This is a genomic window from Streptococcus sp. 1171_SSPC, from assembly GCF_001069335.1.
Lineage (GTDB): Bacteria > Bacillota > Bacilli > Lactobacillales > Streptococcaceae > Streptococcus > Streptococcus xiaochunlingii.
On the sequence record NZ_JWAK01000003.1, the window covers coordinates 1 to 26,493 of the forward strand.

At 43.9% G+C, this 26,493-nt stretch carries 19 protein-coding genes; 1 reads left to right on the top strand and 18 read right to left on the bottom strand.

Annotated elements, in window-relative coordinates; all coding sequences use genetic code 11:
- Window positions 1–48: 48 nt before the first annotated feature.
- From ADF75_RS00175 to ADF75_RS00225, 11 genes are all read right to left on the bottom strand, one after another.
- A complete protein-coding gene (locus ADF75_RS00175) occupies window positions 49–1,290 on the bottom strand; it encodes an aminopeptidase (protein ID WP_048788706.1) in 1,242 nt (413 codons plus the stop codon).
- Between the two features lie 18 nt (window positions 1,291–1,308).
- A complete protein-coding gene (locus tag ADF75_RS10625) occupies window positions 1,309–1,458 on the bottom strand; it encodes a hypothetical protein (protein ID WP_023022162.1) in 150 nt (49 codons plus the stop codon).
- Window positions 1,455–2,150, bottom strand: coding sequence for a hypothetical protein (locus tag ADF75_RS00185; RefSeq protein ID WP_048788707.1), 696 nt, complete (start codon window positions 2,148–2,150; stop codon window positions 1,455–1,457). The genes ADF75_RS10625 and ADF75_RS00185 overlap by 4 nt, the downstream gene beginning before the upstream one ends.
- Before the next feature lie 36 nt (window positions 2,151–2,186).
- A complete protein-coding gene (locus ADF75_RS00190) occupies window positions 2,187–6,578 on the bottom strand; it encodes a PolC-type DNA polymerase III (RefSeq protein WP_048788708.1) in 4,392 nt (1,463 codons plus the stop codon).
- 142 nt (window positions 6,579–6,720) lie between these two features.
- Window positions 6,721–8,574 carry a proline--tRNA ligase gene (locus tag ADF75_RS00195; protein ID WP_048788709.1) on the bottom strand — a complete coding sequence of 618 codons (1,854 nt, stop codon included), beginning with the start codon at window positions 8,572–8,574 and terminating at the stop codon, window positions 6,721–6,723.
- A 17-nt stretch (window positions 8,575–8,591) separates the two neighbouring features.
- Window positions 8,592–9,851: an RIP metalloprotease RseP gene (rseP, locus tag ADF75_RS00200; RefSeq protein WP_048788710.1), complete on the bottom strand. Its 1,260-nt coding sequence runs from the start codon at window positions 9,849–9,851 to the stop codon at window positions 8,592–8,594.
- Window positions 9,852–9,892: 41 nt separating this feature from the next.
- Complete coding sequence (locus ADF75_RS00205) at window positions 9,893–10,696, bottom strand: phosphatidate cytidylyltransferase (protein ID WP_048788711.1); 804 nt, start codon at window positions 10,694–10,696, stop codon at window positions 9,893–9,895.
- An 11-nt stretch (window positions 10,697–10,707) separates the two neighbouring features.
- Window positions 10,708–11,457 carry an isoprenyl transferase gene (locus ADF75_RS00210; RefSeq protein WP_048788712.1) on the bottom strand — a complete coding sequence of 250 codons (750 nt, stop codon included), beginning with the start codon at window positions 11,455–11,457 and terminating at the stop codon, window positions 10,708–10,710.
- A 132-nt stretch (window positions 11,458–11,589) separates the two neighbouring features.
- Window positions 11,590–11,919 carry a preprotein translocase subunit YajC gene (gene yajC, locus ADF75_RS00215; RefSeq protein ID WP_006595033.1) on the bottom strand — a complete coding sequence of 110 codons (330 nt, stop codon included), beginning with the start codon at window positions 11,917–11,919 and terminating at the stop codon, window positions 11,590–11,592.
- Window positions 11,920–12,106: 187 nt separating this feature from the next.
- On the bottom strand, window positions 12,107–12,352 hold the full coding sequence (locus ADF75_RS00220) for a hypothetical protein (protein ID WP_023022151.1): 246 nt from the start codon (window positions 12,350–12,352) through the stop codon (window positions 12,107–12,109).
- Window positions 12,353–12,643: 291 nt separating this feature from the next.
- Window positions 12,644–14,749 (bottom strand): AAA family ATPase, encoded by a 2,106-nt coding sequence (locus ADF75_RS00225; RefSeq protein WP_048788713.1) that lies wholly within the window; start codon window positions 14,747–14,749, stop codon window positions 12,644–12,646.
- Window positions 14,750–15,300: 551 nt separating this feature from the next.
- Here ADF75_RS00225 and ADF75_RS00230 point away from each other — a divergent pair.
- Entirely contained in the window at window positions 15,301–16,122 is an 822-nt protein-coding gene (locus tag ADF75_RS00230) for a Cof-type HAD-IIB family hydrolase (protein ID WP_048788714.1), read from the top strand.
- A gap of 105 nt (window positions 16,123–16,227) precedes the next feature.
- Here the strand turns inward: ADF75_RS00230 and glmS are convergent, their stop codons facing one another.
- From glmS to leuS, 7 genes are all read right to left on the bottom strand, one after another.
- Complete coding sequence (gene glmS / locus ADF75_RS00235) at window positions 16,228–18,036, bottom strand: glutamine--fructose-6-phosphate transaminase (isomerizing) (protein ID WP_048788715.1); 1,809 nt, start codon at window positions 18,034–18,036, stop codon at window positions 16,228–16,230.
- A gap of 321 nt (window positions 18,037–18,357) precedes the next feature.
- Window positions 18,358–19,242: an ABC transporter permease gene (locus ADF75_RS00240; RefSeq protein ID WP_048788716.1), complete on the bottom strand. Its 885-nt coding sequence runs from the start codon at window positions 19,240–19,242 to the stop codon at window positions 18,358–18,360.
- Window positions 19,235–20,164, bottom strand: a complete 930-nt coding sequence (locus ADF75_RS00245; protein ID WP_048788717.1) for an ABC transporter ATP-binding protein — start codon at window positions 20,162–20,164, stop codon at window positions 19,235–19,237. Before ADF75_RS00245 ends, ADF75_RS00240 begins: the two co-directional genes overlap by 8 nt.
- Window positions 20,165–20,352: 188 nt before the next feature.
- Complete coding sequence (locus ADF75_RS00250; RefSeq protein WP_082781658.1) at window positions 20,353–21,279, bottom strand: helix-turn-helix domain-containing protein; 927 nt, start codon at window positions 21,277–21,279, stop codon at window positions 20,353–20,355.
- Window positions 21,280–21,490: 211 nt separating this feature from the next.
- Window positions 21,491–22,876 carry a glycoside hydrolase family 1 protein gene (locus ADF75_RS00255; protein WP_048717667.1) on the bottom strand — a complete coding sequence of 462 codons (1,386 nt, stop codon included), beginning with the start codon at window positions 22,874–22,876 and terminating at the stop codon, window positions 21,491–21,493.
- 146 nt (window positions 22,877–23,022) lie between these two features.
- Entirely contained in the window at window positions 23,023–23,715 is a 693-nt protein-coding gene (locus ADF75_RS00260) for a gamma-glutamyl-gamma-aminobutyrate hydrolase family protein (RefSeq protein ID WP_048788718.1), read from the bottom strand.
- A gap of 167 nt (window positions 23,716–23,882) precedes the next feature.
- Entirely contained in the window at window positions 23,883–26,384 is a 2,502-nt protein-coding gene (gene leuS / locus ADF75_RS00265; RefSeq protein ID WP_048788719.1) for a leucine--tRNA ligase, read from the bottom strand.
- Window positions 26,385–26,493 lie beyond the last annotated feature (109 nt).

Consider the following 26,493-nt stretch of genomic DNA (forward strand, 5'->3'; position numbering starts at 1 on the left):
AAAACTACGAAATCAAACTCTTCGAGTTACTGATTTCTGTTTTGCTCCCTATATTGCCCAATCTCCGTTGCGGAAGACTGGGACGCGGGTGCCGTCTTCTCGGATGCCGTCGATATCCATTTGGCTTGAGCCGATCATGAAGTCGACATGGACGTCTGAGCGGTTGAGGCCGGCTGCTTCGAGTTCTTCTTCTGTGAACTCTGCGCCACCTTCTACACTGGTTGCATAGGCTGCTCCGATGGCCAAGTGGTTAGAAGCATTTTCATCAAAGAGAGTGTTAAAGAAGGTGATGCCTGACTGTGAAATTGGGCTTGGATCTGGTACGAGGGCACATTCACCTAAGGCACGCGCTCCCTTGTTTTTGAAGACCAAATCTTTCATGACTTGATCGCCTTTTTCAGCTGTGATGTCTACAATTTCTCCATTTTCAAAGGTCACTTTGATGCCTTCGATGATGTTCCCATTGTAGCTAAGCGGTTTTGTAGACGTTACATATCCTTCTGCACGACGGAAGTCAGGAGCTGTGAAGACCTCTTCTGTCGGCATGTTTGGCAAGAAGCCTTCGCCTTGGGCATTGATAGCTCCAGCGGATTCCCAGACGTGGTTCTTCGGCAAACCAAGAGTCAAATCTGTCCCAGGCGCTGTGTAGTGAAGGGCTGAAAATTGCTCTTTGTTGAGCTTCTCTGCCTTGCTCTTAAGAATAGCTGCATGCTCTTCCCAAGCCTTGACTGGATCTTCCTCGTACACCCGGCAGGTCTTGAAGATTTGATCCCAAAGGAGATCCACTGCTTCTTCATCGCTCGCCGCATTTGGAAAGACTTTCTTAGCCCACTCTAAACCTGCTGCCGCAGCAACGGTCCAGCTGACCTTGTTGGATTGAGTAGCGATGCGCATTGGTTTCATGGCCATGCTTAAAGCCTTGGCAGAAGCCGAAAGCTTCTCTGCCTCGACACCATTTAAGGCACCTGGATCAGATGAACGCACACCTAAACGACTGGCCTTGTGTTCCAAGAGGTAGTTCATCTCTGCAATCTTGTAATCAGGTACATTGTCCAAGCGATCCATCGGTGCATGGAGGAATTTCTCCCGGGTAGTGAAATCATCTGCCCATTGGATGATCACTTCATGCGCCCCCAAGGCATAGGCTTCCTTCACGATCAAGTGGGCCAATTCTCTTTGCTCCACATCGATGTTCAAAGCCAAGGTATGACCAGGTTGCACATTGATGCCGTTCGCCACCAACAATTTAGCGTATTTTTCTAAGTTTTCTTTAAAATTTGGTAAAACCATGTTCAATCCTTTTCTATATTAATCTTTTAAGAGTGACAAGAGGTTTGCTACCACGACAGTGGAGCAGACCAGGCCAGTAACTTTTAAAATTGTATCGGTATCTAGCTCTAATTGATAGCTAAATGTTTTTTGAGCAGGTTTGTCTTCTGCAAAAATTTTTACTCTCATCGTTCTATTCCTTTCTTAGCATCCTCCTCACCTAGATAGAGACGTCGTGCCTCTGGGCTGTTGGTAAGAATATCGAGATAGGTTTCATAAGCATCGGGCAGGGGCTTTCCCAAAGAGATATCTAGCTCTGGATTCACATTTTTCCCATAGAGAGAGCAGAGATAAAGACGTTCATTGAGCGTCGGAAAGACTTCTAGAGACATGAGCTCAGCCTGACCGACCCGCTCCCAATCTTGCTCTTGGATATCTGGTAGGATATAGGCTTGGAAGAGTCCCATCAGAGGATTATCCTCTGGTTGGCCACTTTCCTTATCCGCCTCAACCAAAGAAAGCCGATGACCAAAACCAGCTACTTGGCGCTCCTGTCCCTTCACCGAAACCGTAATCGGATGCCCTCCCATATGGCTATAAATCCATTCTTTAGGCAGCCGATAATCTAAGAGAGGCTCAAGATCTTTGACAATCGTTACAGGACTAGAGCGTAGAAACTGACGAGTGACTGCTTTACAAAAGAGAATATTCTCCTCTTTCAAGGTCACTCCCTTCCAGCTATTTTCCTCCTTAAAATGGTTAAAAAATACCAGATAGGGCTCTCGCACCATTTGTGCTAAGACATAAACACCATTTCGTAGGCGAATGGAAATGACTTTCCCTGACTTCCAGGATGTTGCTCTTTTTTTCTTTTCTATCATTAACCAACCTCAAACCGAGCGAGGATCGTTGATCCATTAAAACAAATCATCAAAGAGACTGAGCTGGTTGTCTTCTGGCATATTGCCAAGGATTCCCATCTCGTCCATCTTTTCTACCAAGGTTGAGGAGACGCCACCACGTTTGCGTAACTCTGTTTTAGAGAGGAATTCTCCTTCTTTGCGAGCTCGCACAATCTGCTTGGCTACGTTCTCTCCCAATCCATCCATGGCGACAAATGGCGGGATAAGGGTGTCTCCATCGATGATGAATTCCGTCGCATCACTGCGATAGAGGTCTAGCTTCCCAAACTTGAAGCCACGCTCCCACATCTCATTGACAATTTCAAGGGTGGTGTAGAGGTCAATCTCCACATTGGAAGCTTCGTTGTTCTTACGTTTTTCAGCAATCTCCTTCATCCGCGCTTTCACAGCTTCTAGGCCTGCGCCCATGGTCTTGATATCAAAGGCCTTGGCCCGAATCGAGAAGTACGCACAGTAATAGTAGAGAGGATGGTGCACTTTGAAGTAAGCCACCCGTAGGGCCATCATAACGTAGGCTGCCGCATGGGCTTTAGGGAACATGTACTTGATTTTTCCACAAGACTCGATGTACCATTCAGGGACGTTGTTAGCCTTCATGGCCTCGATATAGCCATTGCGCTCTTCTTCAGGAATCTTGAGCCACATGCCTTTCCGCACCCGCTCCATGATGGTAAAGGCCATTTTTGGATCCAGGCCAGCGTGCATGAGGTAAACCATGATGTCGTCCCGACATCCGATAACGGTTGATAGGTCGGCAATTCCCGCCTTGATCAAGTCTTGGGCATTTCCCAACCATACATCGGTACCGTGAGACAGCCCTGACAGCTGGAGCAACTCGGCAAAGGTGGTCGGATGGGTTTCATCCACCATGCCTCGAACAAAGTTGGTCCCAAACTCTGGGATCCCCAGCATACCGGTTGAGGTACCGATTTGCTCCGGTGTGACTCCTAGGATATCGGTTCCTGAGAAGAGGGCCATGACCCCTGAATCATCCATAGGGATATCATTTGGATCAATGCCTGACAAGTCCTGGAGCTTGCGAATCATGGTCGGATCATCGTGTCCCAGAACATCGAGCTTGAGGACGTTCTCGTCGATATCGTGGAAGTTAAAGTGGGTGGTCTGCCATTCGGCTGTCACATCATCGGCTGGGTACTGCACAGGAGTGAAGTCATAGACGTCCATATAGTTTGGAATAACAACGATTCCCCCTGGGTGCTGACCGGTCGTCCGTTTAACCCCAGCAGCTCCTTGAGCTAGGCGTTCCACCTCTGCATCCCGGTAGTACTTGCCATAATCCCGCTCATAACCCTTGACAAAGCCATAGGCCGTCTTAGCAGCCACAGTACCAACCGTTCCTGCCCGGAAGGCATATTCTTCCCCAAAGATATCCCGGACATCCAAGTGGGCACTCGGCTGGTCCTCCCCTGAGAAGTTCAAATCGATATCGGGTACCTTGTCTCCATCGAAACCAAGGAAGGTTTCAAAGGGAATATCCTGTCCATTTTTGCTGAGCTTGTGACCACAGTTTGGGCAGTCCTTATTAGGCATATCAAAGCCGGAACCGTAAGAACCATCCGTGATAAACTCACTGTACTGGCACTGACCACAGACATAGTGAGGCGAGAGCGGATTAACCTCGGTAATCCCGATCATGGTCGCGACAAAGCTGGACCCAACGGATCCACGCGATCCAACCAGGTAGCCCCGCTCATTGGAACGGTGCACCAGCATCTGTGAAGCCAGATAAATCACGGCAAAGCCATTCCCCAGGATAGAGGTTAATTCCTTTTCAATCCGCAAATCGACAATATCAGGGAGCGGATTACCATAGATCTCAAAGGCTCGCTTATAGGTCAATTCCGCAACTGTCTCTTCGGCCTTGTCGATAAAAGGCGTATAGAGGTCACCCTTGACCACTTCAACGGGTTCAAAGATTTCTGCCAGTGCGTTGGTATTTTCAATGACCAATTTTCGCGCCAAGTCTTCTCCTAGAAAGGCAAATTCATCCAGCATTTCATTGGTTGTACGGAAATGAGCTTTTGGCAGGGGTGCTGGTTGAGCATTTTCTCCATGACCGATGGTCCGGTTGATGATAGCCCCTTGCCCAAGACTGCGGACAATGATTTCCCGATAGATCTCTTCCTCAGGCTCAAGATAGTGGACATTCCCTGTCGCCAGGACCGGTTTGCCAAGGCGATCTCCCACCTCAATCAAGCTCTTGATGATGGTCTGGAGCTCCTCCATGTCTTTGACCTGCTCTTTGGCAATGAGGGGCGCATAGATGGCTGGAGGCATCACCTCAATAAAGTCATAATACTTGGCTACTTCGACTGCTGCGTCAACTCCTTGAGAAACGACCGCGTCAAAGACTTCTCCTTCAGAACAAGCCGATCCCAGGATCAAGCCTTCTCGATGGGCATCTAAAACTGTCCGGGGAATCCGAGGAACACCCTCAAAATATTGAGTATTGGAAAGAGAGACCAATTTGAACATATTTTTCAAGCCGGTCTGGTTCTTGACATAGATGGTCGCGTGTTTGACCCGTGCCTTTTTATAGGAATCTGGACTAATTAGATCTACATTCAACTTGGCTAGATTGGTCACGCCATGTTTTTCTGCGACATCCTTGATAAAGATAAAGAGCAAGCGGCCCGTCGCTTCCGCGTCATAGTTGGCCATGTGGTGGTGCTCCAAGGCAACGCCGAAGCGCTTGGTCAAGGGACCCAAACCATGACGCTTGTACTCTGGATAAAGGTTACGCGCGAACTCTAACGTATCAATCACTGGCTGAGTGATTTTTGGAAGGCCATGACGCTCATAGTTGGCATTCATGAAGCCCACGTCAAAGGTGGCATTATGGGCAACCAACACCGCATCCTGACAGAATTCCTGGAACTCCTCTAGGACTTGTTTCAAAGGTTTGGCATTGCGAACATGATCGTCGGTAATGCCTGTCAGGTCCGTTGTAAAGGCAGAGATAGGATGACCTGGATTGATGAACTCATCAAATTCAGCGATGATATTGCCCTTGTGCATTTTAGATGCGGCAACCTGAATCAAATCATTGTAAATCGCTGAAAGTCCAGTCGTTTCCACGTCAAAAACCACATAGGTTGCTTCATGAAGGTCTAGATCGACTTCATTGTAGGTAATCGGCACACGGTCCTCGACGATATTGGCTTCCATCCCATAGATGAGTTGGATACCAGCCTTTTTAGCTGCCTTATAGCCATGAGGGAAGGACTGCACATTACCGTGATCCGTAATGGCAACTGCCTTGTGACCCCATTTGGCTGCTTTTGCGACTAACTCCTCGACCTCAGGTAGAGCATCCATAGTCGACATATTGGTATGGGCATGGAACTCGACCCGACGCTCGCCTTCCGGCATCAGATCCTTGCGCTCATAGTGGACCACTTCTTGGACATCCTGGACATTCATGGTCAAATCACGTGTGAAATTATTGACCTCGATATTCCCACGGACCCGCAACCAAGAGTTTTTCTTAATCATGTCAAACTTCTGAGCTTCTTCTTCATTCTTGGCCCATTTTTGGAGCGAAAAACTGGAGGTATAGTCGGTCATCTTGAAATTAATCAAGACCCGACCTGTCCGAGTCACCTTTTGCTCAACATCGAAAACCACTCCTTCAAAGACAATGCGGTTCTCTTCTGTCGTGATATCAATCATAGGAGTGACTTCTGCCTTATCCAGCTTGGGCTTGGCCGCAGCCTTTTTGGCCTTGAAATCAAAGGCTGGTTTTTCTTCTGCTGGTGCTGGGGCCATTTGAGACAAGGACTCCATAGCCCGCAAGGTTTCTTCATTAGCTGCTTGGAAGATTTGATCCTTTTCAGCCTCGAAGGCTTGATGGAGTTCTTCTGTCAACTGGTCATCCGCCTCAACCCGACACTGGAAATGAGGAAAACCAAACTTGGTCAATTGACTAGCAAGATTAGGCAGATGGTTTTTCCGGTGGTGCTCCGTATCCACAGATGAAGGGCCACTAATGATCAACTCTTCTCCTTGAGAGCGGACTTGTAGGTGCTGATACATGCTCTTAAAGCCCTGACTCGCACAGGGACCATCTTCAAAAGCCTCCTGATAATAGGCTTGCAAGAGCTCCTCACTAAAAGTTGGATTCTTCACATGAATCTCAAACACCGCTCGATTTCCTGTCTTTGAAAACTCCTCAGCCAAGCGGTTTTTGAGCTCCTGAAAAATCGTGATGGGAAGAATTTCGGCAAAAACAAAACGAAATTCCCAAACACGACTGAGCTTATGGACGATGACCTCTTGGATTTCAGCCCCTTTAAAAGCGTCTGATTCACGCATTTCCAAAGGCATTCCCAACTGATTCATTAAGATTTCAAAGCTAGTTGACATGATTTCTCCCTGACGAATTACTAGCCTTTATTTTATCATAATTCGCCTAACTTTTCGACTATAAGAAGATCCTTTCAGCTAGCTGGATCAGCTTACAAAAAAGAAGGCTAGGATGTTGAGAATCCTAGTCTTCTACCATTGCTTATTTATTTAAAATGGAAAGAGTTTCAAGCAGGTTGTCTGCATGCACTTCAATCGTATCGCCTGAAGCTTTGATTTTCACTTCTACAATACCGTCAGCCGCTTTCTTCCCAACAGTGATGCGGATTGGCAAACCAATCAAGTCACTATCGCTAAATTTAACACCAGCACGTTCGTTACGGTCGTCTACCAAGACTTCGTAACCAGACTGGATCAATTGATCTTCAATCTTGCTTGTCAATTCAAGAGAAGCTTCATCCTTGACATTGACTGGAATCAAGTGCACATCAAACGGCGCCAATTCTTTAGGGAAGTTGATGCCCCAAGCATAACGGTATTCACCTTTAGGTGTTTTGTTAACAAAGAGGCGAGCGTGTTGTTCCATAACGGCTGAAAGGAGACGGCTAACACCGATACCGTAACAGCCCATGATGATTGGCACAGCACGGCCATTTTCATCCAAGACATCTGCTCCCATACTTGCTGAGTAACGAGTTCCAAGTTTGAAGATGTGACCGATTTCGATTCCACGCGCAAAGTTAAGAATACCTTGTCCGTCTGGTGAGATTTCACCCTCACGTACTTCACGGATATCGACATATTCCGCAGTGAAGTCACGACCTGGGTTGACACCTGTCAAGTGGTAGCCATCTTCGTTGGCACCGACAACAGCATTACGGCTATCTTGCACCTTGCGGTCAGCAATAATCTTAACATTTTCTGGAAGATTGACTGGACCAAGAGATCCAAAGTCCGCTCCCAATAATTCTTTCACTTCGGCCTCGGTTGCAGGTTCCAAGAAGTCTGCTCCAAGGTGGTTTTTCAATTTGACTTCATTGAGCTGGTCATTGCCAACGAGTAAGGCCACAACTGGCTCCTCGTCTGCGATATAAACCAAGGTCTTGATAGTTTGCTCTTCAGAAGAGACATTCAAGAAAGCAGCCACTTCATCAATCGATTTGACACCTGGTGTTTCCACGCGAGCTACTTCTTCTTCCGTCACAACACGGTTGCTTGGTTTGTAGGCGTTAGTTGCCATTTCCAAGTTGGCCGCATAGCTTGACTCACTTGAGTAGGCAATGGTATCTTCACCAGAAACCATCCATTTGAGCAATTCTGCCTTGATTTCTTCTTGCACTTCTGCAGGAATCTCGTCAAATGATGCAACAGACTTGTCTAACACCACCCAACGGTCAAGGTCTGTACGCGAAGGAGTAATGGCCATAAATTCTTGGCTATCCTTACCACCCATGGCACCACCATCACCGATGATCGCTTTGAAGTCCAAGCCACTACGAGTGAAGATACGCTCGTAGGCTGCCTTGTACTCATCATAAGTTACATCCAAGCTATCGTAGTTAGCGTGGAAGCTATAACCATCTTTCATGATGAATTCACGCGTACGAAGAAGGCCGTTCCGTGGACGTTTTTCGTCACGGTACTTAGGCTGGATTTGGTACAAGTTCAGTGGCAATTGCTTGTAAGACTTGACAGAATCACGGACAATTGCTGTGAAAGTTTCTTCGTGAGTTGGGCCCAAGATAAAGTCTGACTTCTCACGATTTTTCAATTTATACAAGTCTTCACCGTAGGTTTCATAACGGCCAGATTCACGCCAAAGGTCTGCACTGAGAAGGGCTGGAGCCAACATCTCAACGGCACCAATCTTATCAAATTCCTGGCGCATGATCTTCTTAGCTTTTTCAATCACACGATTTGCAAGTGGCAGATATGAATAAACACCTGCTGATACTTGACGAACATAACCAGCACGGAGCATCAAAGCGTGGCTAATGACCTGCGCATCACTTGGCATTTCGCGAAGTGTTGGAATAAGCATTTTACTTTGTTTCATTCAGATTCATTCCTTTTCTATTTCAAAAATAATTTCATTATATCGTTCCAAGTCACGGCAATCATCAAGATAACCATGACCGCTATTCCAGCAAGGGTCAAGTAGGTCTCTACCTCCTGCTTAAGTGGTTTCCGACGAACCAGCTCGATCAGATTGATCAAGATTTTTCCACCATCCAAGGCCGGAATGGGGATCAAGTTAAAGATTCCGATATTGATGGACAACATGGCCATCAGGGACAGGATAGCTGGAAGTCCTAGCTCCGCTGCTTGCGAACTCGCTTTGTAGATCGCTACCGGACCACCCAACTTGTTCAAACTAAAGTGGAAGATAATATCCTTCAAGGCCGTTAAGATACGACTTGCTGTGTACCAAGTATCTGTCACACCTGAGAGAAGCTTATCGAAAAAGCCGGTCTTAACGGCATTAATCACACCGATATAATAGCGTCCACCATCTTCTTCTGGTTGGACCGTCACTTTTTGAGTCTTCCCGTCTCGTTCATAGGTGATCGTTACTTCTGGATTTTTTCCTTGGTTACGGGTTGCCTTCTGGACTGAATCTGTCAATTCATCCCAGTTGGAAACCTTGTATTCATTGATCTGAACAATCTGGTCATTGTCTTTTAGACCAGCCTTAGCCACTACTCCTTGAGGAACAACTCGAACATGGTTGCTGTAGTAGTCCACTGCTCCTCCCTGCATAAAGGCCAGGAGCGAGTACACAACAATACTCAGGATAAAGTTGTTCATGGGACCAGCAAAGTTAGTAATCAGTCGTCCCCAGATACTAGCATTTTGATACTGCACATCCAGAGGGGCAATCCGTACTTCTGTCCCATCTTCCTCAACGATGGTTGCATCATGGTGGACAGGATAGGTCTTGGTCTCTTCAATGACGATTCCTGTGATTTCAAGTTTATCCTCAAAATCAAAATCTGTGACATTCATGGGGAGAGCTGTCTGGTCGATATTTTTTCCAGAAAGGTTGATCCGAACAACAGTTCCCTCAGGGTTCAAAGTCAGACTGACAGGCGTTCCTGTCTTAATCTCTGTCGTGTCTTCTCCCCATCCTGCCATTCGAACATAGCCGCCCAGCGGAAGGATTCGAATGGTATAGGCTGTTCCGTCCTTGCCCACATGCGCAAAAATCTTTGGCCCCATCCCAATCGCAAACTCACGGACCAAGATGCCTGATTTCTTTGCAAAATAGAAATGGCCAAACTCATGCACCAGAACAATGACGCCAAAAATGATAATAAAGGCAATAAATTGCATACACGCTCCTTCGTTTTATCTGATGATTATACGATTATTGTTTAAAATAGACCAAAGAATAGCATCAGTGGGAAAACAAAAATCAAGCCATCAAATCGATCCAAGACACCACCGTGACCAGGGATAAAACGGCCAGAGTCTTTCACTCCAAAATGGCGCTTGATGGCACTTTCGACGAGGTCACCAAACTGAGCTGCTATACTGAAAAGAATGGTAAAGAGAATCATGGTTACCCAACCGTAAGATCCCGCAACAGTACGATCTAGGATCATAAAGATCATCGTCACAACGACTGCACAAGCAATCCCGCCTAGACTTCCTTCAACAGTCTTATTAGGTGACACTCTTGGCAAGAGTTTTTTCTTACCGAAATGGCTCCCAATAAAGTAGGCCCCTGAATCCGTAGCCCAAACAATAAAGAGGGCCAAGAGAATTTTATCTACGCCTGCTAATCGTGCTTGAATCAAGGCATGGAAGCCAAATCCAACATAAAAACTTGAAGCAATCGGATAGACAACCTCGTCATAGGTATAGCCTTGCGCCAAGACAGTCGTCCCCATCAATAATAAGACCAAAAGGCCATAGGCGATGAAATTGCCACCCGCTGGTAAGAAGGGAAGGTAACTCTCTAAGGGCAACGCCAACACAAGAGCTGCTAGCATGGCCAAGGCTCCTTCGATGGTTTCAGTCTGCAGACCTTTCATCTTCAACAATTCATGAACACCCAACATAGCGATGAGTCCCACTACAATCTGGAACACAAGGCCTCCCATAAGGACAACTGGGATAAAGAATGCTAGGGCGATTCCTCCAAAAATCACTCGCTTCTGTAAATCTTTTCTCATCTATTTCTCTCCTATACACCACCAAAACGTCGATGACGATGGCTGTATTCTTCTATTGCTTCATGCAAGGCCTTTTCTCCAAAGTCAGGCCACATCACATCGGTAAAGTAAAGCTCACTGTAGGCTGCTTGCCAAGGTAAAAAGTTACTCAAGCGAAGCTCGCCACTGGTCCGAATAATCAGATCAGGATCTCGCAAGTCCTTGGGTAGACTACTGGTATACAAATAATTGGCAATGATCTCTTCTGAAATATCACCTGGATTTAAGTGCGCATCGAGAACTTCCTGGGCGATTTGTTTGACTGCTTGGGTCAGTTCCGCCCGTCCTCCATAGTTCAAGGCAAAATTCAAAATCAAGCCTGTATTGGAGTGGGTTAACGCCTCTGCCTTTTCCAGAGCCTCTAAGGTTTCCTTCGGAAGACGGGAAACCTCGCCAATCATCTGGATCTTCACATTATTTCTATGAAGTTCTGGAACAAAGCGATCGTAAAATTCAACTGGAAGATTCATGATAAAGCTCACTTCCTGTTGAGGACGTGTCCAGTTTTCCGTTGAGAAAGCATAGACCGTTAGGGCTTGCACTCCCATCTCCTTGGCTGCGATGGTTACTTCTTGCAGAGCCTCCATGCCAGCCTTGTGGCCAAAGACACGAGGTTGCATCCGTTTTTTGGCCCAACGACCGTTCCCATCCATAATGATTCCAATGTGCTTGGGCACTTCTAAGGGAACACTTAATTTTTCTTTCTTTTTAAAACGAAACATGTTTTTCTACCTATTTCACTGTTTTTATCGCTTCATTATATCATAAATCCGCTTAAAATGGCAGTCTAGCCCCTTTTCTAGGGGGCATCTAGCTAAAAATGAAAAAAGCGACCTTTTGATCGCTCTTTCTTATTATTCACCGTCGATGATAGAATCTGAGTCACCAGCGCCTTCAACTGCACCAGCTGTCACTCCTTCTGAAACTGGCAAAACTGTTTTAATAGCTGTCAATTCAAATGTGAGGTATACGCCATCCACATCCAAGACAACGGTTTTACGTTCAGTGTCTACTTCATCAACTGTTCCATACAAACCACCGATGGTAATCACTTCATACCCTTTTTGAAGCTTGTTCAAGCTCTCCATCCGTTTTTGGTATTGTTTCTTTTGGCTACGGCTCATGAAGAACATCATTCCGACCATTAGCGCAAGCATAAATAGCAAGGTTGTACCACTTTGCATACCGTTTCTCCTTTTTAAATCATATATGCTCTACTATAGCAAATTTTATAGGTATTTTCAATACGAACCCTTGATTTTCAAAAAAATAAGTCCTTAGATGGAGGTGTCCAGCCACTATCCGATCCGGATAGCTTTTCTAGTGCTTTCTTTTTTAGAAAAAGAAAAAACCATAAAAAATAGGTTTTTACTAATCGATTGTGATTCCATATTTTTCATGATTTTTATCATACCATTCAATCAACAACATCGCTGTTTGATAGGTAATGTTTTTAATTTTACTGGTTCCTTTTGTCAAGGTAGCTAGACTCATCTTACTAATATCTGTCTCAGTTGCTACTCTATAACTTGTCACCTTTCCATCCACCATCAATTGAACGACAGCTTCAACTTTCTTGTAATCTTTTGTCGAATAAATATCAATTGGATTTTTCATAAAATCATCCTATCCCCTTAAATTTAGTCTTTTATATATTATATAATTTATTTGTTCATTTATATGGAAATCTTGCTTACAGACGCTTTCTAAGGCATTTTCATGCTGTATTTAGCATCAATTCATGAAAAAACATACCTATTTTTTATCATTTTTCACTTTCTGGGAAAAAAAACGATAAAACTATACCTTATATATTTTTCTTTTGTTGACATAAAAAAGGCTAAGAATTTCTTCTTAACCTTCTTTTTCAAACTGATTTTCTCTCGTTTATGGTACTAGATGTCCTAGTTATTCTTCTGAGTTTGTATTCTCTTTAATAACCAATTCTCCATCTTCCATATCTGCTAGCAAGTGTTTAGCATCAAGGTGATCCAAGTGGAAGTCGGTCACCTTGTCACGGATTTGTTGTTCAACCACCCGACGGAGTGGACGTACGCCCATGACTTCATCATAGCCTTCTTCTGTCATGTATTCTTTGGCAGCATCGCTCACTGTCAAGTCGATATCTTTCTTAGCAAGAGTTTTGTTCACTTCTACTAACATCAAGTCAACAATCTTAGAAAGGTCTTCCTTGCTCAAGTGTGAGAATTCAATGACAGCGTTGAAACGGTTCAAGAATTCTGGACGGAAGAATGGTTTCAAACGATCCAAGAGTTCTGGTTTGTCCGCATCTTCTGTCAAGTTGGCTTCGTAACCAAAGCCAGCATTTGAAGTAGCGATGATTACGGTATTCTTGAAGTTGACGGTGTTTCCTTGACCGTCTGTCAAACGACCATCATCCAATACTTGAAGGAGAAGGGTGATCACTTGAGGATCCGCCTTTTCAATCTCGTCAAGAAGGACGATAGAGTATGGATTGCGACGGACGCGTTCTGTCAAGGTATTGTTGTTGTCATCGTAACCAACATAACCAGCAGTGGTACCAATCAATTTAGATACAGCTGTACGATCGCTGTATTCTGACATATCCAAACGGATAATAGCATCTTTGGTACCGAACATATCGAGAGCCAATTGTTTAGCCAACTCAGTCTTCCCAACACCAGTAGGACCTACGAAGAGGAAGCTACCGATTGGGCGGTTTCCTTCATCAAAGCCAGCACGGTTCCGACGAATTGCTTTTGCAACGGCTTCAACAGCCTTGTCTTGACCGATAACTTTGGTTTGCAAACGGTGACCCATATCTTTCAAGCGTTCGATATCGGTTGCCCCCATTTGTGATACTGGAATACCAGTCATCCGTTCGACAGACTCCGCTACGTCATTGACAGTTGCAGTCACCTTGTGATCTTCTGTATGGTTGGCAATTTTCTTTTCAAGTTCTTCGATCCGAACTTTTGCATTAAGAGCTGCTTCGTAATCTTCTTTAGCAGCTGCAGCTTCTTGTTTAGCTTTTTCTTCTTCAATTTCATGTTCCACAGCATGGACATCTGTCACTGGGTGTTGTGCTGCCAAGTGAGCAGCTGTCACATCGACCAAGTCGATGGCCTTATCAGGCAAGCTACGTTGTGGAATGTATTGAACAGAATAATCAACTGCTGCTTTCAAGACTTCATCTGGCAAGACAACATTGTGGTGTTGTTGATACAATTCGCGGATTCCTTGGAGGATCTTGAAAGTATCTTCAGCAGATGGAGCATTGACCTTGACTTCGTTGAAACGACGGGCAAGGGCAGCGTTCTTCAAGATGGTGTTGCGGTATTCGTCTTGAGTGGTTGCCCCAATCACGGTCAATTCACCACGTGAAAGAGCTGGTTTCAAGATATCCGCAAGACCTTTAGATCCTTGACCATCTCCTGTGCTACCCGCACCAAGGATTTGGTGGATTTCGTCAAAGAAGAGGATGACATTGCCCATGGCTTTGACTTCTTGGATCATATTTTGGATATTTTCTTCAAAGCTACCACGGTATTGTGTACCAGCTTCTAGACCAGAAATATCAATCGAAATGATTTCTTTGTTCTTGATGGCTGCTGGAACGTCACCATTCACAATAGCTTGGGCCAAGCCTTCTACAACGGCTGTCTTACCAACACCCGCATCCCCTACAAGGACAGGGTTATTCTTGGTACGACGAGACAAGATTTCAGCTGTTTCTTGAATTTCTTTGTTGCGTCCGATGACCGGATCCAATTTTCCTTCACGAGCTTCTTCGGTCAAGTTGCGACCAAGTTTTGCAAGGATCCCATCTTGTTTCATCCCTTTACCTTGATGGTGTTGCACTTGTTCACTTCCTTCGTTTGGCAGTTGTCCAGTTTGACGGTAAATAGCGAATTCTTCAGGTGTCACTTCACGACCGTTGATCATGTAGCGACGGCTTTCAGAACGAAAACCACCCATATTTCCCATTAGTTGATTGAAAAGATCATCCATATTGTTAAAGTTGTTATTCATATTGTTTACCTCTAATTTACATAATTTTAATTTGTTCTTGAAAATGAGTAGCTGATTTAGCTACTTTAAATTTGTTTACATAATTTTATTTTGCTTTTAAATGAATAGCCTCGAGGGCTAGGAACTTGTATTTCTTCTTTTATCAATTAGTTTTCTATATTTTGGAAATAGCATCTTACCATCTCCTTTCCACTATTGATCCTGTAAACTTTTGAGATTTTCTCAACCTCTTTTTGTTTACATAAATTATTATAAAGCAGAATGATTTTTTTGTCAATACTTTTTACATAATTTTTTTACATTTTTTAAAAAATTTTTTTCCTAAGACTAAAACGTTCATATTTATGCGAAAATTAGCGGGTACTCTCTAAACCAACAACTTTTATACATGAGCCTTATTGAAATAAAACCTCGATAAGGCCACAGCCATAGCTTCTTTCAGCTATGGTTTTTTAGCGTCTGGAAAAGAAACCATCCCTTCCGTAACTTCCTAATGATACTGCACATCCTTCCCTCCTAAAATATGGTATACTAAAGAAAAGGAGGTGCCTATGTCTTCCATTCGTTTAATTTTCAGTGATATTGACGGAACTATTCTGGATCAGCAGCATCAGGTCGATCCCGACCTCATCGAACTCATCCCCCAGCTCCAAGAAAAAAAGATTCCTTTTATCTTGGCATCGGCTCGTTCTCCTATCGGGATTGCTCCTATCGCTAGAAGATTGGGCGTCCATCAGGAACCGATCGCGTGCTACAATGGAGCTCTCATCGTCAAGGGAGAAGAGATTCTATTTGAACACAGCCTGAAAAAAGATGAGATCCGCACCTTCCTCCATCGCGTGGAAGAACTAGATCCCAGCATTTCGATTAATTGTTATAGTGGGGCAGTCTGGTTTAACTCTAGAGAGGACCAGTGGACCCAAGTTGAGGCTTCGATTACTGGTGAGACGCCACAGATACAGCCCCTTTCTCAGACCCTCTCTGACGATGCTCTCCATCTACACAAATTACTCTTGATCGGCGAGACTCAGAACATTCAAGAACTCTATCAAAAGCTAGATCCACAAGAATTTCCGCAGACTGCCTTTTACCTTTCAAAAGAAAACTACCTAGAAGTCACCGCCAAGTCCGTCTCAAAAAGGGATGCTGTCCTTGAACTGGCTGCTTATTACCAGGTCCCTTTGGAACAGGTCATGACCATCGGAGATCACTTCAATGACCTCCCTATGATTCGTCTGGCTGGACTTGGAGTTGCCATGGGAAATGCTCCTGAAGCCGTCCAAAAGGAAGCTCAAGTTGTCACTACCAGCAACCAGGAACACGGTGTAGCGCAAGCTATCCAAGAGTATGTCTTACCGCCATCAAACAAATAGCCCATGGAGCTCCTGCTTTCATGGGTTTTCTAACTCACTGTTTTTTAACCCAGCCTCTGATAAAAGAAAAAGAAGCTAGGACTTGATCCTATCTTCTTTTCATTTTTATTCTACTGTTACGGACTTAGCAAGGTTCCGTGGTTTATCCACGTCGAGTCCACGGTGAAGGGTTGCAAAGTAAGCGATCAATTGGGTTGGTACCACCATTGAGATTGGTGAGAGGTAAGGGTGGACCGTTGTAAGAACAATATCATCGGTATCTTTGGCAACATTTTCCTCAGCGATAGTAAGGACCTTAGCTCCACGCGCTGCCACTTCTTGGATATTTCCGCGAGTGTGGTTGGCAAGAATTGGGTCAGACAAGAGGGCCAAAACAGGTGTTCCATCCTCAATCAAGGCAATGGTTCCGTGCTTGAGCTCTCCAGCCGCAAAACCTTCACATTGGATGTAAGAAATCTCTTTGAGCTTGAGACTGGCTTCCATGGCTACATAGTAATCTTGACCACGTCCGATGTAAAAGGCGTTGCGTGTTGTTTCAAGAAGATCACGAACCTTATTTTCAATCAGTTCTTTCTCTGAAAGGGTTGATTCGATAGACTGAGCTACGATAGATAATTCATGAACCAAGTCAAAAGCCTTGGCTTTTTCATTGCCATTTGCTTCACCGACTGCTTTTGCAAGGAAGGCAAGGGCTGCGATTTGCGCAGTATAAGCTTTGGTTGAAGCTACAGCAATTTCAGGACCTGCATGAAGCAACATAGTATGGTTGGCTTCACGTGAAAGGGTTGATCCTGGCACGTTTGTCACTGTCAAGCTTGGGATTCCCATTTCATTGGCCTTAACCAAAACCTGACGGCTGTCAGCTGTTTCACCAGATTGACTGATAAAGATGAAGAGTGGTTTCTGGCTGAGAAGTGGCATCCCATAACCCCACTCAGAGGAGATGCCCAGTTCAACTGGTGTATCCGTCAATTCTTCCAACATCTTCTTAGAAGCAAATCCAGCATGGTAAGAGGTTCCAGCTGCAAGGATATAGATGCGATCAGCGTCTTGAACAGCCTTGATGATGGCTGGGTCTACCACTACTTTACCAGCCTCATCTGTGTAGGCTTGGATGAGCTTACGCATCACTGTTGGTTGCTCATCAATTTCTTTGAGCATGTAGTAAGGATAGGTTCCCTTTCCGATATCAGACAAGTCAAGCTCAGCAGTATAGCTAGCACGCTCACGGCTGTTGCCATCGTAGTCTTGCACTTCAACGCTATCAGCTTTCACAATTACCAACTCTTGGTCATGGATTTCCATATATTGGTTGGTCTCACGAATCATGGCCATAGCATCTGAGCAGACCATGTTATAGCCTTCTCCAAGACCAATCAAAAGTGGTGATTTGTTCTTGGCCACGTAGATGACATCTGGATTTTCAGAGTCAATCAAGGCAAAGGCATAAGATCCACGGATGATGTGAAGGGCTTTTTTGAAAGCTTCAAGTACTGACAAGCCCTCTTCTTCCGCAAATTTTCCAATCAAGTGCACTGCGATTTCAGTATCCGTTTGTCCCTTGAAGTGGTGACCTGCCAGGTATTCTTCTTTGATTTCGAGATAGTTTTCAATCACACCATTGTGCACCAAGACAAAACGTCCTGTCTCAGAGCGGTGCGGGTGAGCATTGTCTTCTGTTGGTTTCCCGTGAGTGGCCCAACGAGTATGTCCGATACCAGTTGTTCCCTCCACTCCAGCTGTCTTGGCAGACAATTCTGCAATACGACCAACCGCTTTCACCAAATGGTTCTCAGCACCACCTAGGACAAAAATCCCCGCAGAATCATAACCACGGTATTCGAGCTTTTCAAGCCCTTGAATCAAAATATCCGTTGCATTTGTATTTCCAACAACACCAACAATTCCACACATAGTATATACGACACAGACAAGCTGTGCTTTCTCCTTCTATAAAAATGAAAGAAAATAGGTATCCGTACTTGAGTTCCCTTATTTTCTTAGCCAATTTATAAAATTGGTCTAGTCTGATTCGATAGAAAAATTATCAGCGGAGTCAGTATACAATGCTTTTTTCTGTTTGTCAACCTTCAAAATATCAAAAATTGGTCTAGTTAAGAAAGGATTAAGAAAAACCTACCAACTTTTTTAGTGATAGGTTGGGATGATTGGCTTATTTTAAGATTGTCATTGATGCCAACTTATCTAAATGCCTATCCAATAATTGCATAAGTTTTACTTCATTTTTTTGATCTTTTTAATCATCAAATCAACTCCCAGCAAAACAACTATAATAATCGAAAGATAAGCAAGCATGAAGTGATTCGATAGATGTTCCCCACTCGCATTTTGCAAGATAATCCCATAAGATTCTTTGTAGTTCGTAATTACTGTAGACGGTGCATGATCAAAGACTTTACTAATTGCATCTTTCATTAAAATCTGTTTCAAGAGCGCATTTACCTGTGTAAGAGGGAACCAGGTCATGACCTGTTGCAAGCTTCCTCCTACAGAACCAATCGAAAGATAAACACCTGAAATGAATCCGATAAAAGTTCCAACTATTGTACTCAAAGTTGTAAATGCTGAACTGGTTCGAATAAAAGCTAGGATTGGCAGAATAATAGTTGCAGACAACATCGTTCCCATTGTGACAACTCCTAAAATAGATAAGTAGTCCATCATAGAATAGTCAAGAAGAGCACTAAAACCATTAAACATACCAATTGCAAAGATACAAGAGAACAGAGTCATAATAATCCCAAATAATATCGCAAAGATCGCATACGATAGTTCAATTTTAAAGTTAGAAACTGGACTGACTTTAAAGTCCTCACTCAACTTCTTTTCTCTATCCGAAACCATCACTCCAAATGCACCAAGAGTACTGGTCATTGAGATAATGGTCGTTAAACCTGAGATTAACCAATAATTGACCATCTGAATGGTGTCCGTAGAGGCGGTATCACTATTCAAAGCTTCCTTGATGGCATCAATCTGAATTTGTCCTAAAAAGACTTGATAAACCAAGATCAAGATGATGACCGATAAGAAGGACATAAAGAAAGCTAAGCGATCTCTTGTATAGACTTTCCGATTTCTAGAGATTAATTCAAGCATTCCCTTCTCCTCCTTTAGATCTTAGTAAGTTCAAATAAGCTGCTTCTAAATTTGAATATTCTACATTAAATGTTTCAATAATTGATTTTCCTTGATTTTCTGCAATAATTTCCATCATCTCTTCAACGGAAACATCCTTACATACGACTTCTGCCTCCGAAAGGATCTGACACTTATTAGCAAACTTAGAGACAGATAACGAATTGACTGGTTTACCAGGTTTTAACGTAAGATTCAGGTTAGTGGTTGAATGCTGTTTAATAAAATTAGCAATATCTCCTGAATAGTACAAGTTCCCTTCAATTAAGACATTTAAGACATCACAAGCAGCCATCTCTTCTAAATAGTGTGTAATTAGAACGACTGTCATATTTTCTTTTTTGTTCAGATAATTAATCGCTTCCCATAAATCATGACGAGATTGTGGATCTAAACCAGTTGTTGGCTCATCTAATAACAGCAAAGACGGTTGTGGCAATAAAGCTCGGGCAATATCTACTTTTCGTTTTTGTCCTCCTGATAAACTGCCATAGTTTTTCTTTTTAAGAGTAGCTACATCCAAATAGGATTGCAGATCTTTAATACGCTTTTGTACTTGTGATTTTGATAATCCATACAAGGCTCCTCGAGAAATCAGGTTTTCCTCTACCGTTAAATGATCATCTAGACGATTGCTTTGAAATACAATACCGATATGTCGATAAAAATCTTTCGTTGACAAGGATTTTCCATCTACTTCCCAAAAAATCTCTCCTGAACTTGGCTTGAAATTCTGAATCAACAAATTAAAAAGCGTTGTTTTCCCAGCCCCATTCGGTCCAAGAAGTCCATAAAATTTCCCCTCCTCAAGAACTAAATCAATTCCTTTCAAAGCCTCAAAGGAACCATAGCTTTTCTTTACATTGTGTAATCTAATTTCCATTTTCTGACATCAAGATCCTTTCTTCTTTCCTTGTATTCCCAGTATATCCAATTTCTATCCTCTAACGTGAGGACATTCATGTCCAGTCTAAGCATCTTTTTCACCAAAAAACACCTGTGAAGATTCACAGGTTTTCAATATTCATTTTATATTTTTTGAGAACAACAGACGAAAGGATAAATACTTCTCTATACCTCAGTGTAGTTTAGACCTTTTTTGGCAAGGTCCTCTTTCCATTCTTCTTGCATGTTTCTCTTCACTAGATCCTCAGATAATAAGTCAGCCATTAAGCATACTTTTTGATAATCATTTTTTGCTTTTTCTAAGTCATCTTCTATAAATAAAGCAACTTTCCAATTTAAAGCATAAACAAAAATATTATCCTGAAAATCATGTCTCTTTGTCATAATATCATTTAAGGCTTTAACAATGTCTGGCAATCTGTCGTATATCCCATAATGGGCTAACACACCTGCAGCTGAGATAAGAGTGTTTTGTAGCATTTCCAATTCTGATAAGGGGAAATAATCTATCGCAAGTAGGATTTTCTCTACTAAGTGTATAAATTCATCTTGATCAAAGGCTCCCAAAGCCAAAGAAAGCAAGCGCAATTTGATAATCTCCACATCGTTGAGACTTAACTCTTTTTTCTTCATGGCTTGCTCTAGATACTCATCTAATAAACCTTGATCAAAAGAAGGATTTTTGGATCCAATCATATCAACCGTGGCTTGGGCGACCTGGACAGACAGTTTTTCTTCCTCTGGCAGGTTATCAAAATAGTTTTCGTAAATATCCTCAATAATTTCTTCATGCCGATGAAGACGATCTTGATCTCCATAATGGTATAACGTCCGTAGTTGATATTTCAGGTTCAGATATTCTGCAGGTAATTCCAAACTAGTTTGATTTGTCAAAGCATCCAAAGAAACACCTAGTTGCTCAGCAATATACTTCGCTGTTGCAATCGTTGGCAAAGACTGACCCTTTTCAATTCGCTGGAGTTGGCGCGTCGTTAATAGGTCCTCAATACCACAGATTGCTTGTCTACTTAATCCCTTACTTTCACGTAGAGTTTGTACTTTTTGTCCTAGTTCTGTTTTAAAATCCATCATACAAGCTCCTTTTCTTCTGATTTCATTATAGCACATATTGAAGTTGAAGGGTTTTGAACCTTTTCCAGCACTAAATGAAAAATCGGAAATGAAGAATGCCGTCAGAAACATCTGCATCTGATGGAGTTCCACACTTCCGAAAATAAAACTAGTCAGTCATTTACTGAAATGAACGGGCCTATCGTACTTAGATAACAGAATCCTCAAAAACTTACTCTTCAAATCCATTCTGCTGGCTCAATTCACGGAACCAATGACCGGATTTTTTCAGGCGTCTTTCTTGAGTGGCTAGGTCTAATTCGACAAGGCCGTAGCGGTTTTTATAGCCATTGAGCCAAGACCAGCAGTCGATAAAGGTCCACATAAGGTAGCCCTTACAGTTGGCCCCATCTTGGATAGCTCGGTGCAATTCACGCAGGTGGTCTTTGACGAAGTCAATCCGGTAGTCATCTTGAATTTCCCCGTTTTGACGGAATTTTTCTTCTCCTTCAACTCCCATTCCATTCTCTGTTAGGAGCCACTCGATGTTGTTGTAATTTTCTTTGATATTTTGGGCAATATCGTACAAGCCTTGCTCATAGATCTCCCAGCCTCTATGTGGGTTGATCTTTCTTCCTGGCATGACATAGGGTTCGTAGAACTGCTCGACCAACATAGGAGACTCTGGGTTTGGCGCATAACGGGGCGCAGAGACACGCATTGGTTGGTAATAGTTGACCCCTAAGAAGTCGACTGTATGTTCTTTGATCAGCTCTAAGTCATTTGGATCCACCTCTGGCAAGAGAGCACGCTCCCGCAAAATCTCTACCAACTCTGGTGGGTAAGTCCCAAGAACAGACGGATCGAGGAAGGATTTAGCTTGGAAGAGCTCAGCGATTCGTGCCGCCTTGACATCTGCTGGATGCTGACTCCGCGGATAGGCTGGCGTCAAGTTTAAGACCACTCCAATTCGATAGTTTGGATCCACCTCATGACAGGCCTGAACAGCAAGGCTACTTGCCAACTGGGTATGGTAGGCAACTTTAACTGCTGCAGCGGCATCCACCTTGTGTGGGTAATGGGCATCATAAAAGTAACCAAACTCTACAGGAACAATGGGTTCATTAAAGGTGATCCACTGATCGACCAAGTCTCCATAGGTTTCAAAGCAGAAACGAGCATAGTCGCGATAGGCGTAGACCGTCTCCTTATTTTCCCAGCCATCTCCTTCTTCTTGCAAGGCAAAAGGAAGGTCAAAGTGATAGAGATTGACCATCAAGTGAATACCTTTGGACTTGATGCGTTCAAAAACTTGGCGGTAAAAAGCCACTCCTACTGGATTGACTTCTCCACGCCCTTTAGGGAAAATCCGAGACCATTGGATGGAGGTCCGAAAGGCAGTATGCCCCGTCTCGACTAGAAGCTCAATGTCTTCCTCCCAGTTTTCATAAAAGGTCGAAGTTAAGCCAGGTCCTTCTTGGAAGCGAAAGCGATGAGGCTCTACCTGATACCAGTAGTCCCAGAGGTTGTCCCCCTTACCATCTCCGGCAAAGCGCCCTTCTGTCTGAGGACCAGATGTCGAAGTCCCCCATAAAAAATCTTGTGGAAAGTTGATCATGTGTTTATCCTCTCTCATTGTCTTCCTCTCTATTATACTCCCTTTCAGCTCTCTTCCTAGTGACTATTTTCAGTCATTTTTACGCAGATTATAGAAAAAACACGCTAGCTATCAGAAGACCCGATTTCTAACGTGTTTTGTTTCCATTATAGTTGATTAACGACATAATCAAAGAGAGCCTTGTCTCCTTCACTTATCTGATAACGCAGTTCTGGATGCCACTGAACCCCGAGAAAGGCTGTCCCGTGGGATGATTGCACTGCTTCGATGATCTGATCTTCAGGACTAACAGCAATCACTTCTAGATGAGGGGCTAGATCCTTGATCGCTTGATGGTGGTAGGAATTGATCTGACCAACTTCTCCGAATAAGTCCCGCAAAACAGTCCCTTCAACTGTTTCGATTGAATGACTAGTTTCGCTGGCAGGATTTTCCTGCCAGTGATGGTCGATATCTTGGTAAAGTGTCCCGCCCATGGCTACATTGTAGAGCTGCATGCCTCGGCAAACCGTAAAGATGGGCTTCTTTGCAGCTACTGCTTCCTTGATCAAGGCCAACTCGAAAAGGTCACGCTCGAGCAAGTAATCATCGCTAACAATCTCCTTCTCTGCTCCATAAAACTGAGGAGAAACATGCTGACCACCTGTGATGATCAGCTTGTCAATCAAGGAAATATAGTGCTCAGCCGTTGCTGGGTCTCCAATCGGAAGGATCAGAGGGATACCTCCTGCTTCTTGAACCCCCTGAACAAAGCCTGTCGGTGTATAACTGAGGTACATTCCATCCTCTTCACGGAAAGGGCGTTGGTTGCCCGTAATCCCAATCACTGGTTTCTTCATCGCTCATTCTCCAATCTCTTCATAGCTAATATAGTTCCTTATTTTATCATACTCCGAAGGTGACTTTCAACTTTTTTCATGTTTTTTCAAATAAGGAGAAGTTTTCTAGAATTTATCTTTCTTTTTCACAAAAATCCTCCAGAGCTGAACTCTGAAGGATTTATTTTTTATTTCACAACGATATTAACGAGTTTATTAGGGACACTAATCACTTTCACGATTTCTTTGCCATCAATCTCTGCTTTGACTTTTTCGTCAGCCAGAGCGACTTCTTGCAATTCTTCGCGTGACAGGTCTTTTGCGACCATGAGTTTAGCACGAACTTTTCCTTTGATTTGAACGACGATTTCGATTTCGTCTTCAATCAATTTGCTTTCGTCCCATGTTGGCCAAGCCACGTAAGAGATAGACTCACCTGTTGCTGCGACTGTTTGCCAGAGTTCTTCTGCTAAGTGAGGCGCAAATGGAGCGATCAATTGGATAAAGCCTTTGGCGTAGTCTACATAAAGTTTGTCTTCCTTGTTCGCAGCATTGACAAAGACCATGAGTTGAGCAATGGCTGTGTTGAATTTCATAGACTCGACTTGCTCAGTAACAGATTTAACGGTTTCGTTATAAACCTTGTCTAGAGCGCCATTGTTTTCCGCAACGATTTCTTTACTTGTGATCAAACGGTAAACACGGTCAAGGAATTTACGGCTTCCTTCCAGACCTTCTTCAGACCAAGCGATGGAAGCATCAAGTGGTCCCATGAACATTTCATAGACACGAAGGGTATCCGCACCGTATTGTTCCACCACATCGTCTGGGTTCACCACGTTCTTGAGGGATTTCGACATCTTAGCTGGCGCTTGCTCCAACTCTTCCCCTGTTTCCACATGGAAGAAGGAACCGTCACGTTTTTCAACCTTGTCAGTTGCCACAAGCGCGCCACGGTGGTCACGATAGCTTGTTCCCAAGATCATTCCTTGGTTAAAGAGTTTTTGGAATGGCTCCTTAGTTGGAACGACACCTAAATCATAGAGGAATTTGTGCCAGAAACGAGCGTAAAGCAAGTGAAGCACGGCGTGTTCTGCACCACCTACGTAGATATCTACTGGCAACCATTGTTTGAGGAGATCCTCGTCAGCCAATTTCTCAGTGTTGTGTGGATCGATATAGCGAAGGTAGTACCAGCTTGAACCGGCCCATTGTGGCATCGTATTCGTCTCACGACGACCTTTAACACCATCTTCACGAGTCACTTCCAGCCAGTCTGTCAAGTTAGCCAATGGACTTTCCCCAGTACCTGAAGGACGAATGTCCTTGGTTACTGGCAAGACCAGCGGGAGTTCACTTTCTGGAACGGCTGTTGAAGTTCCATCTTCCCAATGAATGATTGGGATTGGTTCACCCCAGTAACGTTGACGGCTAAAGAGCCAGTCGCGGAGACGGTAGGTCACCTTTTCTTGACCAAAGCCTTTTTCTTCTAGCCAAGACACGATTTTAGCAATCGCTTCTTCTTTGTTGAGACCGTTCAAGAAGTCAGAGTTGACGTGAAGGCCATCTTCTGTGTAAGCAGCCTCTTCAACGTTTCCACCTTCCAAGACTTCTACGATTGGAAGACCAAACTGTTTTGCAAATTCCCAGTCACGCTCATCGTGGGCAGGTACGGCCATAACAGCACCTGTACCGTAGCTAGCAAGAACGTAGTCCGCAATCCAGATTGGGATTTCTTTGCCATTGACAGGGTTGATGGCATAAGCACCAGTCCAAACCCCTGTTTTTTCCTTGGCAAGGTCAGTACGAGCTAAGTCTGATTTAAGGCTAGCTTGGTGTTTGTAGTCAGCCACAGCTTGAGCCTGCTCTGGGCTTGTAATAGCGTCAACCAAGTCATGCTCAGGAGCTAAGACAGTGAAGGTCGCCCCGAAAAGGGTATCTGGACGAGTTGTAAAGACGGTGAATTCCTTGTCTGTTCCTTTTACTTTGAAGGTGACATTGGCACCAGTTGATTTCCCGATCCAGTTGCGCTGCATGTCCTTGATAGACTCTGGCCAGTCAAGGTCATCCAAGTCAGCCAACAAGCGTTCCGCATAGGCAGTGATTTTAAGCATCCATTGGCGCATTGGTTTACGAACAACTGGATAGCCACCACGCTCAGATGTTCCATCTGGAAGAACTTCTTCGTTGGCGATAGCTGTTCCTAGTTCCTCAACCCAGTTTACTGGCACTTCCGCTTCATAGGCCAAGCCTTTTTCGTAAAGCTTAGTGAAAATCCATTGCGTCCACTTGTAGTAGTTTGGATCTGTCGTATTGACTTCACGATCCCAGTCGTAAGAAAATCCAAGCGCATTGATTTGGCGTTTGAAGTTGGCAATGTTTTCTACTGTGAATTCCGCTGGGTCATTTCCTGTATCCATAGCGTATTGCTCTGCAGGCAAACCAAAGGCATCCCATCCCATTGGGTGAAGGACATTGTAGCCTTGCGCACGTTTGAAACGGCTGAGGATATCCGTCGCTGTGTAGCCTTCTGGGTGTCCTACGTGCAGACCTGCTCCAGATGGGTAAGGGAACATGTCCAATGCATAAAACTTAGGTTTTGAAGCATCTGTTCCTGTCTTAAAAGTGTGATGGTCAGCCCAGTATTTTTGCCACTTAGGCTCGATTTCTTTATGATTGTAAAAACTCATGCTGTCTCTCCAATTTTCGTGATGCTCCTATTATACCATTTTTAAGGGATTTTTAAAGGTTCTATCCATCAAAAAGAGGCTGGGACAAAAGTCCTAGCCTCTCAATTGT

Excerpts from the sequence above, each read along its gene's own strand:
- ADF75_RS00175 (WP_048788706.1), bottom strand. The coding sequence starts at position 1,290 with ATGGTTTTACCAAATTTTAAAGAAAACTTAGAAAAATACGCTAAATTG.
- ADF75_RS10625 (WP_023022162.1), bottom strand. The coding sequence starts at position 1,458 with ATGAGAGTAAAAATTTTTGCAGAAGACAAACCTGCTCAAAAAACATTT.
- ADF75_RS00185 (WP_048788707.1), bottom strand. The coding sequence starts at position 2,150 with ATGATAGAAAAGAAAAAAAGAGCAACATCCTGGAAGTCAGGGAAAGTC.
- ADF75_RS00190 (WP_048788708.1), bottom strand. The coding sequence starts at position 6,578 with ATGTCAACTAGCTTTGAAATCTTAATGAATCAGTTGGGAATGCCTTTG.
- ADF75_RS00195 (WP_048788709.1), bottom strand. The coding sequence starts at position 8,574 with ATGAAACAAAGTAAAATGCTTATTCCAACACTTCGCGAAATGCCAAGT.
- rseP (WP_048788710.1), bottom strand. The coding sequence starts at position 9,851 with ATGCAATTTATTGCCTTTATTATCATTTTTGGCGTCATTGTTCTGGTG.
- ADF75_RS00205 (WP_048788711.1), bottom strand. The coding sequence starts at position 10,696 with ATGAGAAAAGATTTACAGAAGCGAGTGATTTTTGGAGGAATCGCCCTA.
- ADF75_RS00210 (WP_048788712.1), bottom strand. The coding sequence starts at position 11,457 with ATGTTTCGTTTTAAAAAGAAAGAAAAATTAAGTGTTCCCTTAGAAGTG.
- yajC (WP_006595033.1), bottom strand. The coding sequence starts at position 11,919 with ATGCAAAGTGGTACAACCTTGCTATTTATGCTTGCGCTAATGGTCGGA.
- ADF75_RS00220 (WP_023022151.1), bottom strand. The coding sequence starts at position 12,352 with ATGAAAAATCCAATTGATATTTATTCGACAAAAGATTACAAGAAAGTT.
- ADF75_RS00225 (WP_048788713.1), bottom strand. The coding sequence starts at position 14,749 with ATGAATAACAACTTTAACAATATGGATGATCTTTTCAATCAACTAATG.
- ADF75_RS00230 (WP_048788714.1), top strand. The coding sequence starts at position 15,301 with ATGTCTTCCATTCGTTTAATTTTCAGTGATATTGACGGAACTATTCTG.
- glmS (WP_048788715.1), bottom strand. The coding sequence starts at position 18,036 with ATGTGTGGAATTGTTGGTGTTGTTGGAAATACAAATGCAACGGATATT.
- ADF75_RS00240 (WP_048788716.1), bottom strand. The coding sequence starts at position 19,242 with ATGCTTGAATTAATCTCTAGAAATCGGAAAGTCTATACAAGAGATCGC.
- ADF75_RS00245 (WP_048788717.1), bottom strand. The coding sequence starts at position 20,164 with ATGGAAATTAGATTACACAATGTAAAGAAAAGCTATGGTTCCTTTGAG.
- ADF75_RS00250 (WP_082781658.1), bottom strand. The coding sequence starts at position 21,279 with ATGATGGATTTTAAAACAGAACTAGGACAAAAAGTACAAACTCTACGT.
- ADF75_RS00255 (WP_048717667.1), bottom strand. The coding sequence starts at position 22,876 with ATGATCAACTTTCCACAAGATTTTTTATGGGGGACTTCGACATCTGGT.
- ADF75_RS00260 (WP_048788718.1), bottom strand. The coding sequence starts at position 23,715 with ATGAAGAAACCAGTGATTGGGATTACGGGCAACCAACGCCCTTTCCGT.
- leuS (WP_048788719.1), bottom strand. The coding sequence starts at position 26,384 with ATGAGTTTTTACAATCATAAAGAAATCGAGCCTAAGTGGCAAAAATAC.